Source organism: Sphingobium sp. 15-1 (assembly GCF_013375535.1).
Taxonomy (GTDB): Bacteria; Pseudomonadota; Alphaproteobacteria; order Sphingomonadales; family Sphingomonadaceae; genus Sphingobium; species Sphingobium aromaticivastans.
In genome coordinates, this window is the sequence record NZ_JABXJG010000002.1 from 809,712 (window position 1) to 822,420 (window position 12,709).

13 protein-coding genes are annotated in these 12,709 nt (G+C 63.2%); 7 read left to right on the top strand and 6 right to left on the bottom strand.

From position 1 onward, the window contains the following. Positions 1-3: 3 nt before the first annotated feature. The 7 genes from HUK72_RS19890 (at position 4) to HUK72_RS19920 (ending at position 6,103) form a co-directional block, all read left to right on the top strand. Positions 4-930: a 3-keto-5-aminohexanoate cleavage protein gene (locus tag HUK72_RS19890; protein ID WP_176598336.1), complete on the top strand. Its 927-nt coding sequence runs from the start codon at positions 4-6 to the stop codon at positions 928-930. Between the two features lie 22 nt (positions 931-952). Next, positions 953-1,393, top strand: a complete 441-nt coding sequence (locus tag HUK72_RS19895; RefSeq protein ID WP_176598337.1) for a nuclear transport factor 2 family protein — start codon at positions 953-955, stop codon at positions 1,391-1,393. Positions 1,394-1,418: 25 nt separating this feature from the next. Continuing rightward, positions 1,419-2,147: an SDR family NAD(P)-dependent oxidoreductase gene (locus tag HUK72_RS19900; RefSeq protein WP_176598338.1), complete on the top strand. Its 729-nt coding sequence runs from the start codon at positions 1,419-1,421 to the stop codon at positions 2,145-2,147. Between the two features lie 19 nt (positions 2,148-2,166). Continuing rightward, a complete protein-coding gene (locus HUK72_RS19905; protein ID WP_176598339.1) occupies positions 2,167-2,898 on the top strand; it encodes a glucose 1-dehydrogenase in 732 nt (243 codons plus the stop codon). A 16-nt stretch (positions 2,899-2,914) separates the two neighbouring features. Beyond that, positions 2,915-4,084 carry an acyl-CoA dehydrogenase family protein gene (locus HUK72_RS19910; protein WP_176598340.1) on the top strand — a complete coding sequence of 390 codons (1,170 nt, stop codon included), beginning with the start codon at positions 2,915-2,917 and terminating at the stop codon, positions 4,082-4,084. 133 nt (positions 4,085-4,217) lie between these two features. Next, positions 4,218-5,198 (top strand): aldo/keto reductase, encoded by a 981-nt coding sequence (locus HUK72_RS19915; RefSeq protein ID WP_176598341.1) that lies wholly within the window; start codon positions 4,218-4,220, stop codon positions 5,196-5,198. 176 nt (positions 5,199-5,374) lie between these two features. Continuing rightward, the gene (locus tag HUK72_RS19920) at positions 5,375-6,103 is read left to right on the top strand and encodes a TetR family transcriptional regulator (RefSeq protein ID WP_176598342.1); all 729 of its coding nucleotides are present in this window, start codon (positions 5,375-5,377) and stop codon (positions 6,101-6,103) included. A 27-nt stretch (positions 6,104-6,130) separates the two neighbouring features. Here HUK72_RS19920 and HUK72_RS19925 read toward each other — a convergent pair whose 3' ends face one another. From HUK72_RS19925 to HUK72_RS19950, 6 genes are all read right to left on the bottom strand, one after another. Next, the gene (locus tag HUK72_RS19925) at positions 6,131-7,357 is read right to left on the bottom strand and encodes an MFS transporter (RefSeq protein ID WP_176598343.1); all 1,227 of its coding nucleotides are present in this window, start codon (positions 7,355-7,357) and stop codon (positions 6,131-6,133) included. A gap of 161 nt (positions 7,358-7,518) precedes the next feature. Beyond that, a complete protein-coding gene (locus HUK72_RS19930) occupies positions 7,519-8,517 on the bottom strand; it encodes an NAD-dependent epimerase/dehydratase family protein (RefSeq protein WP_176598344.1) in 999 nt (332 codons plus the stop codon). Between the two features lie 60 nt (positions 8,518-8,577). After that, positions 8,578-9,945, bottom strand: coding sequence for an LLM class flavin-dependent oxidoreductase (locus HUK72_RS19935; protein ID WP_176598345.1), 1,368 nt, complete (start codon positions 9,943-9,945; stop codon positions 8,578-8,580). 230 nt (positions 9,946-10,175) lie between these two features. Beyond that, complete coding sequence (locus tag HUK72_RS19940) at positions 10,176-10,613, bottom strand: GFA family protein (RefSeq protein ID WP_176598346.1); 438 nt, start codon at positions 10,611-10,613, stop codon at positions 10,176-10,178. Between the two features lie 54 nt (positions 10,614-10,667). Further along, positions 10,668-11,684 carry an AraC family transcriptional regulator gene (locus HUK72_RS19945; protein ID WP_176598347.1) on the bottom strand — a complete coding sequence of 339 codons (1,017 nt, stop codon included), beginning with the start codon at positions 11,682-11,684 and terminating at the stop codon, positions 10,668-10,670. A 174-nt stretch (positions 11,685-11,858) separates the two neighbouring features. Next, positions 11,859-12,572, bottom strand: a complete 714-nt coding sequence (locus HUK72_RS19950; protein WP_176598348.1) for a dienelactone hydrolase family protein — start codon at positions 12,570-12,572, stop codon at positions 11,859-11,861. Positions 12,573-12,709 lie beyond the last annotated feature (137 nt).

Genomic DNA, 12,709 nt, shown 5'->3' on the forward strand with positions numbered 1-12,709 from the left:
AGCGTGTCGAAGGTCATCATCAGTTGCGCCCTGACCGGCGCCGTCCATACCCCCACCATGTCCCCCTATCTGCCGGTGACGCCCGACGAGATCGTGCAGCAGGCGATCGAGGCGGCCGAGGCGGGCGCTTCCGTCCTCCACCTTCATGCGCGGGACCCGGAGACAGGCAAGCCGACGCCCGATCCCGATGTGTTCATGCAGTTCCTGCCGCGCATCAAGCAAGCGACCGACGCCGTGGTCAACATCACCACCGGCGGCGGCCAGGGCATGTCGCTCGACGAGCGGCTCGCGGCGCCGCTGCGCGCATCGCCGGAGCTTTGCTCGCTCAACATGGGGTCGATGAATTTCGGCATGTATCCCATGCTGGAGCGTTACAAGAGCTTCCAACATGACTGGGAAGCGGCGCATCTGGAGGCGTCCCGCGACTGGATCTTCAAGAACACCTTCAAGGATATAGAGCTTATTCTGGAGCGGCTGGGCAAGGGTCATGGCACCAAGTTCGAGTTCGAATGCTACGACACCGCCCATCTCTATACGCTCGCCCATTTCCTGGACCGCAAGCTGGTGACGCCGCCGCTGTTCGTGCAATCCATCTTCGGCCTACTTGGCGGCACCGGCGCGGACACGGAGAATCTGCTGCACGCCAAGCGCATAGCGGACAAGCTGTTCGGGGACGATTATCGCTGGTCGGTCATGGCGGCGGGCAAGCATCAGATCCCCTTCGTCGCCATGGGCGCGATCAACGGCGCGAACGTCCGCGTCGGGCTGGAGGATTCGCTCTATGCGGGCAAGGGACGGCTTGCCCGGTCCAATGCCGAACAGGTGCGCCTGATCCGGTCGATCCTGGAGCCTTTGTCGCTGGAGGTGGCGACACCGGCGGAGACGCGTGAGATATTGGCGCTGAAGGGCGGCGACAATGTCACATTTTAGAGCCGATATGGAGGGAGAGCCCATGGCCGAGCAGCAGGACCATTCGCCCCGGATCATGGCGGTGATCGACTATTTCCGGCGGGGCGACGCGGGTCGGCCCGACATGCTCGACGGGTTCACGGAGGATTTCGAATTTTTCTTTCCCAAATTCGGCATCGGCCGGGGCCGCGAGGACTTCATGGCGTTCGCCGCCGGCCTTGTGGGTTCGTTCAAGGCGTTCGGGCACGATATTGACGGGCTGCGCTTCATCGAGAGCGGCGACAGCGTGGTGGTCGAAGGCACCACGCGCGGCGAAGACAGGGAAGGCGCGACATGGGAAGGCGGCACGACGCCGGGCGGGCGCTTTTGCAGCGTCTTCGAATTTCGCGGCGCGCTGATCGCCCGCATGCACATCTATCTCGACCCCGATTACACCAGCCGGGACGAGGCGCGGTTCCTGTGGGGCAAGGACCGGCGCTGGTGATCGCCATGAAGGAGGAGAGGTTCGCATGAGCAGGCTGCAAGGCAAGGTCGCCGTGATCACGGGCGCGGCAAGCGGCCAGGGCGCGGCGGAGGCGCGGCTGTTCGCGGCGGAAGGCGCCAGGGTCGTCGTCACCGATCTGAGCGAGGCCGGAGCGGCGGTCGCCGCCGAGCTAGGGGCCAATGGTCATTTCGCGCGCCATGACGTGGCGGAGCAGGCCGATTGGGCTCGGGTCGTGCGCGAGACGGAGGAGCGCTTCGGGAAGATCGACATTCTGGTCAACAATGCGGGCGTCTACAAGCCTGCGCCCCTGCTGGAGACGGACGCCGCGCTGTGGGACCTGCATTATCGCGTCAACCAGCTCAGCGTCTTCCTGGGGATGCGCGCCGCCGCGGAAGCGATGGCGAAGACCGGCGGCGGCGCCATCGTCAACATCTCATCGGGCGCGGGCCTGGGCAATGTTCCCGGCATCTTCGCCTATGCCACCAGCAAATGGGCCGTGCGCGGCATGAGCAAGCTGGCGGCGTCGGAACTGGCGCCGCTCGGCATTCGCGTCAACTCGATCCATCCCGGCATCATCGACACGCCGATGCTGGGCGAGAACACGCCCGAACGGCTTAAATTCTACGAAGACATGATCCCCATGAAGCGCATCGGAACCACCGACGAGGTGGCCCGGCTGGTGCTGTTCCTCGCCTCCGACGAGGCGAGCTACGTCACGGGCGCGGAAATCACCGTCGACGGCGGGATCGGCTGAAGGATCGAAAGGACATATTATGGGACGGTTGCAGGGCAAGGTTGCCATCATCACCGGCGGGGGGCGCGGCATCGGCCGCGCCACCGCGGAACTCTTCGCCCGCGAGGGCGCGCATGTCCATGTCACCGACGTCAACGCGCCCGACGCGCCCTATGACGATCCGGCGATCCGCTTTTCCATCATGGACGTGGCAAGCGAAGGGCAATGGGCGGAACTGGTGGACGGCATCGTGGCGCGTCACGGCGCCGTCGACATCCTCGTCAACAATGCGGGCATCGGCGGATCGCAACTGCCGCTTGCCGACGAGAATCTGGCCGACTGGGACCGGGTGATTGCGGTCAACCAGACCGGCGTCTTCCTGGGCATGCGCGCCGTGCTGCCGGGGATGCGCGCCAAAAGGACGGGGTCGATCGTCAATTTCTCGTCGATCTGGGGGATCGCGGCGGTCCCCGGCGCGGCCGCCTATCATGCGTCCAAGGCGGCCGTCCGGCACCTGACCAAACATGCCGCCGTCACCTATGCGCCCGACAATGTGCGGGTGAACTCCATCCATCCCGGCATCATCGCCACCCCCATGGTGCTGGAGGACCAGGCGGAGGAAACCAGCGCCGGGGTGGTGGCGGCGACGCCGCTGGGACGCATGGGCCAGCCGATCGAACTGGCCAATGGCGTGCTGTTCCTCGCCAGCGACGAATCCAGCTTCATGACCGGCGCCGAGTTGGTGATCGATGGCGGCTATCTTGCGCAGTGACGCGGCTTCCGCATCCATGACGCGGGATAGCCTGGACGAACTGATTGCGCGGACGGACGCGTTCGTCCGCGATGTGGTGATCCCCTTCGAGACCGATCCCCGGATCGGCGGTCACGGTCCTTCGGACGCGCTAGTCGAGGAGTTGCGGGCGCGGGCGCGCTCTGCTGGCCTCATCGCCCCTCATCTGCCGGTGGAACTGGGGGGACAGGGGCTGGACCATGCCGCGACGGCACGGCTGTTCCGGTCGGCGGGCTATTCGCCGCTCGGCCCGCTGGCGATGAACCTGGCGGCCCCGGACGAGGGGAATATGCACCTGCTCGCCCACGTGGGCACCCCGGCGCAGATCGACCGCTTCCTCCGGCCGCTCGCCGCTGGGACGACGCGCTCCGCCTTCCTGATGACAGAGCCGGCGGACGAGGATGGGGCGGGTTCCGACCCCTCGATGCTCAAGACCATGGCGCGTCCCGATGGCGACCATTGGATCATCGACGGCCGCAAGAGCTTCGCGACGGGTGCCCAGGGCGCGGCTTTCGCGATCGTCATGGCGCGTACCGGCGAGTCGGCCACCATGTTCCTGGTCGAGATGGATAGCCCCGGCATCACCGTCGAACGGCTGCTCGACACGATCGATGCGACCATGCCGGGCGGGCATGCCGTCGTGCGGCTCGAAAGCGTGCGGGTGCCCGCCGGGCAGATACTTGGGAAGATCGACCAGGGGTTCCGCTATGCGCAGGTGCGTCTGGCGCCGGCGCGCCTGACCCATTGCATGCGCTGGTGGGGCGGCGCGAAGCGCGCCCATGACATCGCCTGCGGCTATGCGATCAAGCGGCAGGCGTTCGGCAAGGCGCTGATCGACCATGAGGGCGTCGGCTTCATGCTGGCGGACAATCTCATCGAGCTGAAGCAAGCGGAATTGATGATCGACTGGTGCGCGGACGTGCTCGACTCCGGGGCGCCCGCCATCGTCGAAAGCTCGATGACGAAGGTGGCGGTCTCCGAAGCCCTGTGGCGGATCGCGGACCGCTGCGTGCAGATCATGGGCGGAACCGGGGTGAGCAGCGACACCGTGGTCGAGCAGATATTCCGCGAAATCCGCGCTTTCCGCATCTATGACGGGCCGACCGAGGTGCATAAATGGTCGCTCGCCAAGGCCATCAAACGCGCCCATCCGGGGGAACCGGGATAAGCAGGGGTTGAGCCTTCTTTCTTGTCGCCTCCACGCAACATCCCTTAAGTGGAGCCGTTGGAAGGAGTGAAGCGCCCGTTCGACTTTTGGGGAACGCGGCACTCCATGGCGAGCGATTTGCGAAGGAAAGCTCATGGATTATGTCAAGCTGGGCACAACCGGACTGGAAATCTCCCGCCTTTGCCTGGGGTGCATGACCTTTGGCGATCCCCGGCGCGGAAGCCACGAATGGACTCTGGGCGAGGAGGAAAGTCGGCCGTTGCTGAGGCAGGCGGTCGAGGCCGGAATTAATTTCTTCGACACCGCGAACGTCTATTCCGACGGCACGTCCGAGGAAATCGTGGGGCGCGCGCTGAAGGAATTCACCAGACGCGAAGAGGTGGTGATCGCCACCAAGGTGCACGGGCGCATGCGGCCGGGCCCGAACGGCGCGGGGCTCAGCCGCAAGGCGATCCTGCAGGAGATCGACGCCAGCCTCGTCAGGCTCGGCACCGATTATGTCGATCTATATCAGATTCACCGCTTCGATGAGGGAACGCCGATCGAGGAGACGCTGGAGGCGCTGCACGATGTCGTGAAGGCAGGAAAGGCCCGCTATATCGGCGCATCCTCCATGTACGCATGGCAGTTTGCGACGATGCTGCATACCGCCGATGCGAACGGCTGGACCCGCTTCGTCACGATGCAGAATCATGTGAATCTTCTCTACCGGGAGGAGGAGCGGGAGATGCTGCCGCTGTGCAAGGCGGAGGGAATCGGCGTCATCCCCTGGAGCCCGCTCGCGCGCGGGCGGCTGACCAGGGACTGGGAGGAAATCACGAACAGGTCGCAGTCCGATGTTTTCGGGCAAGCGCTTTATCGGCAGACCATGGAGGCGGACCGCAAAGTGGTTGAAGCGGTCGCCGCCGTGGCCGCCGAACGGGGGGTTCCGCGAGCGCAGATCGCTCTGGCCTGGGTGCTTGCCAAGCCAGCCATCTCCGCGCCCATCATCGGCGCCTCCAAGCCCGGCCACCTGACCGATGCGATCGCGGCCCTCGACATCGTGCTTTCGCAGGAAGAGATCCAGAGGCTGGAGGCGCCCTATATCCCCCACGCGGTCGCCGGAATCCAATGAGGCGAGCGGAACCGGCGTCCAGGACATATGGGACGAGAGCGCGATAGCCGTTCAAATTCGAACTTTCCAAATTATACATTTTGTACAATCTTGTTTCGGCCGATGCCATAATCGGAGATGGTTGCGGGTGGACGGTAGCTGTGCGACAGGGATGAAGCGCAAAAGGAGAGCCATGGATGGGACGGGGGCCGAAGCCCGGCGAGGCGTCGGAAGATGAAGATTTTCGCGTACGCTCCGCGGCGAGAAAGCGCGAGCGGATGCGGGCGAAGCTGCTCGAGGCGACCATGGCGGTGTGCGCCGAACGTGGACCGCAGGCGGCGATCATCGAGGATGTGCTCAACACGGCCGGCGTGTCGCGCGGAACCTTTTATGCGCATTTCGATTCCCTGCACCAGGCGATCGCGACGCTTGGCCATGAACTGGCCGACGAAGCGGTCCATGTGTTCAGGACCATGTACGAACATATTTCCGACCCGGTTCTGCACACGGCAGTCGGCCCGCAACTCGTACTCTCGCGCGCGATGATGGAGCCGAGCTGGGGCCGGATCATCGCGCAGAGCGAGGATTTCTCCAGGAGATCCGACTTTGTCGGCGCGATCCGGGGCCATCTGGTCGAAGGCAGGAAGCGGGGAGATTTCCGCCTGGTCGACGTGAACGCCGCGGTTGACCTCCACATCGGCGCGCTCGTGCGCGGGGCCGAACAGCTTCAGGGCAAGAAGCGCGGCCGCGCCACCTATATCCGGGAAGTGTCCCGCATGCTGCTGGTGGCGGCGGGACTGCCGGAAGAACGCGCGCTGGAGGCGGTGCGCTGGGCCGAACAGGATCTTAAGAAGCGGGCGCCAGGGCTCCTCCCCTGGTGGAAGGCCGATCAGAAAAAGGCCGCCGATCCGGCCTTTGGAAAATAAGGCCGGATCGGTCGTCGTCCTTTACGTTCATGCCCCCCGCGATACGGGATATTTGCCCATCATCAGATAGGCGATGCCGGCAAGCGTCAAACTGGCGGCGGACACCATCAAGGCGACATCATAATTGCCGAAAACGTCATAGGCATGGCCGATGAGAGAAGCCGCCGCCGCGATCCCCACCGTGACGGAAAGCGCGGCCAGACCGGCGATGGTGGCAAAGTCCTGAACGCCGAAATAGCGCGCGACCATATAGCTGAGGACATCGCTTTCCCCGCCCATGCCGATGCCGATCAATATCACCGCGAGATAGAATAGGGGCATTGAAATGCCGTTGCCGAGCAGTGCGAGCATGATGCAGCCGCCCGCCGGGACGACGCAACAGAGCAGGAAGGCGACGGCGGGCGCCCATATCCGATCGACGAACAGGCCCGCAACGACGGCGCCAATGATCGCGGCCACCCCCAGCGCCGACAAGGCGGCGGCCGCGGCTGCGGGATTGAGGCCCAGGGAAACTCCAAGCGGCTTCAACTGGGTCATGATGGCCATGACCGGCGCGGTATGGAGCATCGCGGCCGTGGCGATGATCAGGATCTTCGGCTGACGGGCCAGAAGCTGCCAGCGGGTCGGGGCTTCCTGCGTGGCCGTACCGGCGACTTGCGGAGAGGCAGCGGTCTTGCCCGGAACGCACAGCAGCACGACCGGCAAGGTCAGCAGGCCGTTGATGGCGGCGAACATCAGAAATCCGCCCGCCGAACCGAAACGGGCGATCACTGGAAAGAGCAGCAACGGCATGATCGCATGGGCAAGCGCGACGCCCACCCGCAACATGGCGAGGGATGTTCCGCGCGTCTTCGTGAAAGTGCCGACGATGATCCGGGCGTAGGTGATGCCCGTGGTCGCCATGCCGGCAATGGTCAGCAAGAAATAAGCGGCATAATAGAAGGTCAGGGAGCCGTTCAGCATCGACAAGGCGAGATAGCAGAACGTACTGATCGCCAAGCCCAGGACGACAACCGGCTTGGCGCCGACCCGGTCCACGACGCGCCCCAGCAGCGGCGCGGCGAACCCCGTGATGATGCCGGCCGAATTGGCGAATGCAATATCTCCCCGCGACCAGCCAAATTCCTTCTGCAGCGGTTCGACGAAGAAACTGGAGAGCACGATCCACAAAGTGTAGCCCAACGCGCAGCCCATGATCGCGGCAACGCCCGGCCGCCATCCTTGCCGCCACTCCTCCCAAAACAGGCGCGCCATATTTTCATTCGGCGCGCGCGAGGATGCTTCGATGGTTCCGGCGGACGACGCGCTCATGGTTGCACCAGAGCGGAATGGGGGCGACGAACCGCTGGGGCAACGGGGATTGCAGCTACCATATCGAAGGGCTCCTCACTGATGCCGGCTTGGTTCGAACGCGCTCATTGTTGATATTCGACGGCTTGCAGAAACATGCCGACAAGGGCGGGTTCCAGCGGGCGATAGGTCATGCCCAGGGACGTCTTGGACTTGCTGTTATCAAGCCGCATATGGCGGCACTGCGGGTTCCAGGGGGTCTCGGGCGGCAGGCTGTATTTCTCTTCGCCCAGTGCCTTCCTGATGATCCGCACCTTGTCGTTGAGGCTCAGAATCTCGTGGAAGACGATGTAGCGGCCTTCGGCTTCCGGCATGAAAGCGGCGCGCATATGCGCCTCCGCTACGTCGCGCACATCGACCGTGCCGGTATCGAAGCTGGGTACGCCGTCCTTGTAGGAGCCGTCGACGAATGCGCGGAAATAATCGAAGGACGCAGAGGTCTGCGAGGCCGAAACGCCGGGGCCGACGACGAAACCGGGGTTGATGACGATCAGCTTCCAGCGATCCTGCTCGCCGGCGATCTGCCACGCTTCGCGTTCGGCCAACACCTTGGAGAGCGCATAGGCGCCGGTTTCCAGCTTCGCGGATTCGTTCCAGTCCGCTTCCGTGCGCACATCCTCCCGCGTCGACAGCGGATCGGCTATCGCTATGATCGATCCGGTCACGACGATGCGTTCGACGCTTTCCACGCGATTTGCGGTCTCCAATATGTCCCGCGTGCCCTTCAGCGCGGGATCGACGACGTCGCGCTGCGGATCGGAGATTTTCGACGGAGCCAGAAAAGGCGAGGCGGTGTGCATCACGATGCGGCAATCGCGCATGGCCTCTTCATGACTGCCCGGATCGAGCAGATCGGCCTTGAAAAGCTTGAGCGTCCCTGGAGATGCGTCCGCCATTTCGAGCAGATGGCCGACCTTCACCTTGTTGTCCGGATCGCGCACGACGGCATGGACGGTGATACCGGCATCGAGCAGCATCTTCACCACCCACCCCGCCACATAACCCGTCGCGCCGGTAACGAGCACGGGGCCATTCGAAGATCCGCAACTATAATGAATGCCCATCGACGATCCTTTGCTCGATTCCCTGTTTCAGATGTGCCGCCCCTTTTTCCGGTCGTTCCTTCAGGCGTCGGCCAACTGCGATGTCGCGGTGCGCTTCTGTACGAAGCGGTTAAGGGGTTTTGGGAGACCGAGATTGTCGCGCAGGGATTTGCCGCGATAATCGGTGTGAAACAACCCCCGCCGCTGCAACTCTGGCACCACCTCTTCGACGAAGATCGGCAGGCAGTCGGCATCGTTGGCGAAGGTGAAGTTGATGCCGTCCCCCGCCCCTGCCTCCATCCATGCCTCGATCATGTCGGCTATGTCGCTCGCGGAACCCGGTACCGCCGACAGCCGCGCCACCACCTGCATCAACTGACGGATGGTCAGATTATCCCGCTTGGCGAAGTCCAGAAAATATTTCTGCGCCGTCTTCGACCCGCTCTGGTCCTCCGCCACCTCGGGCACCGGCCCGTCGAGCGGATAGCCCGACAGGTCCGCCTTGATCGCCTCCTTGAGCAGTTCCATGCCGAACACCGGATCGACCAGTTGGTCGAAGGCGGCAAGCTTCTCCTCCGCATGCGCCCGGCTGCGGCCGACCGAGAGAACCATCGCCGGAATGATCTTCACATGGTCGGGATTACGCCCGAACGCGGCCGCCTGCGCCTTTACATCGTCGTAAAAGGCCTTGGCCGTCCCGATCTCGGCATGCATGGTGTAGATGACGTCGGCCACCCGCGCGGCGAACGCCCGGCCCGTGGTCGAGGAACCCGCCTGGGCGATCACCGGGCGGCCCTGCGGCGGACGCGCGATGTTGAGCGGGCCTGCGACCGAGAAATGCTTGCCGCGATGGCCAAGCGCATGCAGCTTGGCGGGATCGAAATAGCGCCCCGACGCCTTGTCGCGGATGAATGCATCGTCTTCCCAACTGTCCCACAGTCCTTCGACGACATCGACATATTCCTCGCTGCGCGCATAGCGTTCGGCATGGCCCATCAGCGTCTCGAACCCGAAATTGCGGCCCGCCCTGGGATGGGCGGTGGTCACCACATTCCATCCCGCCCGACCGCCCGAAATATGATCGAGCGAGGCGAACATGCGGGCGATATTATAGGGTTCGGAGAAAGTGGTGCTGACCGTGCCGAGCAGGCCGATATGCGTCGTGCAGGCGGCCAGCGCCGACAGCATCGTCATCGGCTCCCAATTGGAGCCTCGCGGCGTGCGGCTCAGCGCCTCGGTGCTCACGTCAGCCGCCGCCACCCCCAGCGCCAGCCCATCCGCGAAGAAGACCCCGTGCAACTTGCCGCGCTCCGCAAGCTCCACCTGGCGACGGATCTCCGCAAAATCCATCTCCGCAGGCCGAACCCCCTCCTCCCGCCGCCACGCCATCGGGTGAAAACCCCGATAGGTCGGCATCCACAAAAGTACCGCTTCTTTCTTCCCGACCACCAGACGCCTCCTTCCAGGATATGCGCAGCGCAACAACCACCGGATTGCCTTACAGGCATTGAACCGACGGGACGCAACCGCCTTGCCCGTGGATTGTCAGCCATCATTCAATAAATGACTATATGAACAATTATATAATCCAAGAGAGAAGTTCAAGCGGTTATATGTTCTGATCCCGCAACTGGTTTCACGGAATATGTGACCAATCGTCACACATGGCCGCAAACGGATCAGTCCTTATTGGATGATGCCAGCGACGAATCGGCGGGGGTCGGTTGCCGGGCGACAGCGGGCAGATCGCCAAGAGACACCCAGGGCTGGGCGGAATCGCACCACACCTGGAGCAAGGGCTTCAACACGGAAACATCGTCGAGCGTCCCGGCCTTCACCGCGATCCTCTCAGGCCGGACCGGGTTGCGGGAGACGATCGGGGAACCGCATGTTCCGCAAAATTCCCGATAGATGTCGGTGCCCCTGTCGGATTTGTCCCTGAACCGTCGCAACGTTCCCGTCATCGTGAAATCGTCGGAGTTCACCAGCAGCGAGATCGAAAAGCTCGAACCGCTCTGCTTCTGGCAATTGCGGCAATGGCAGACCGCAGACGGCGTGGCGTCGTTGCTGATCGTATAACGTACGGCGCCGCAGAGGCACCCGCCTTCCATCGGCATAACTGCTTCCTTTCCTCAAATTTGCATTGCACACTGAATTCAGCAGCAGATCGGCTAGCGCCTTTCCGCCATCAGATGTTGCGCGCGCCACTCGCCGGGCGACATTCCTTCCCAGTCCTTGAAGGCGCGATAAAAAGATGCGGCATCCTGATAGCCGAGCATCGACGTGATTTTCTGGGTATCTAGATCGGGGTTAGCGACCAGTTGCAAGCCGAGTTCCCGCCGGGCTTCGATCAGCAGGGCGCGATAATTGGTGCCTGCATCGGTGATGCGCCTCTGCAAAGTCCGCACGCCCATGCCGAGTTCGCTGGCAACATGCCCGATCTCAGGCCGGCCGCTCATCATTTCATGCTTCATGACGGATTTGACGTGATCGCTGAAACTGCCGTGCGCCTTCTGCTCCTCGACCGACGCCGCAAGGCTGTGGGTGATGAGTTCCAGAAATTCGGGGCTATGGCCCGGGAAAGGAATATCGAGATCGGCGCTCTCGAACGTGATGGCATTGTGAGGCGCGCCGAACCGGATGGGGCATCCATAGAAGCGCTCCAGTTCCTCGCAGCGCGTAAAGTCACGCATATATTGGACCTTGACGGGCTTGATCGGCCTGCCGCTTCCCCGCCGGCCCAGTTCCACGATGAGCGTGAAGGTGAGGTCGATGGACAGAGCCGGTTCGGCTTCCGCCGTAAAGAGCCATTCTCGCCCCAATGTCCACAAACCATGATCTTCGCATGTCCACAATTTCTCCGAAGAGATCAGGCGATAGCGAAGCAGGCGGTTGAGCGCGTCGCGGAAACTGGCGGCATAGAGGCCGGCAATAAAGCCAGGCTGATGTCCGGTGCGATTTCCCTTTTCTACGATCCGCAGCGCGAAACCGCTATCGTCGACCAGGGCTTCGATCGCCTTCCAGATCGAGAAATATTGCGCGACGGACAGCGGTGTCCTGGGGTCCAGATACAGGCTGGCGGGCAGGCCCGCCTTGCGCAATACGGCCGCCGGTTCGATACCCGCAGCCTGGATCGCCCGCCACACCGTCGACGGAAAGCGCATGATATCCGTGCTCAGCCTGGTCACCACCTCTCGCTTTCGAGCCCCGCTGCTTCTATCCTGAGACAAGGGACTCCATGGTAGCATCACCCTTTTGCCTTGCCCATGCCGCGCGCGCAAAGCCACCGGCGATGGAGGCCTTGACGATGCCGGGCCATGGCTCGGAGAGTCAGGCGATCTGCTGCCAAGGACAGACATCGGCTATGACGAGGGTATCAGGGATTCGACAAGGCCCATCGTTTCGGCATTGGCGCGGTCGGCCGCTTCGCGATTGAACGTCGCGCCGCCGACGCGGGCGAATGCATGTCCCGCCCCTGGATAGACCGAGACGGACGCCCGTCCACCCGCCTTTGCCGCCGCCTGCGCGATCGCCCGCTGAGCCTGCGGCGGGCAGAGATGATCTTCCTCCGCGATGTGGAGAAGAAGCCTGCCCTTGAGCGCATCCATCTCCGGCAGAATGTCCTGCAAACCCGTGCCATAATAGGAGATGCCGGCGTCCACCACGCCCCGCGCCGCCATCAGATAAGCAACACCGCCACCGAAGCAATATCCGACCGCAGCCGATCGCGTCAGATCGGGACACTGCTCGCGCAGAACATCCAGAACCGCCGCTCCATCGGCAACAGCCTGATCGCGGTTCAAGCCTTGCATCAGGCCCATGGCCTGTTCGCGCCCCTGTTCGCTCGCCGGATCGAGCTGAATGCCGGGCGCCTGCCTCCAATAAAGGTCGGGCGCGGCGGCGGCATAGCCGGCGGCGGCATAGCCATCCACTATCCCGCGAATATTGGCGTTCACGCCGAAGATTTCCTGAAGAACGATCACCGCCACGCCATTCCGCTGCTCCGGCAGCGCGACATAGGCGAGGAAGCGGCCGTCGGCGCTCTCAATCTCCATATCACCGGATCGAACCGTCATGCCTTCCGCTCCTCATGCTGCAAACCGGCACGGCCAGCTTGGTGCGTCATGTTTAACGTTGGAAATTGGCAACCTAAAAATACAAAATTTTGCATTTGGTGATACTGTCCTGGTATAAGCGTTTGGAGGATCGTTTC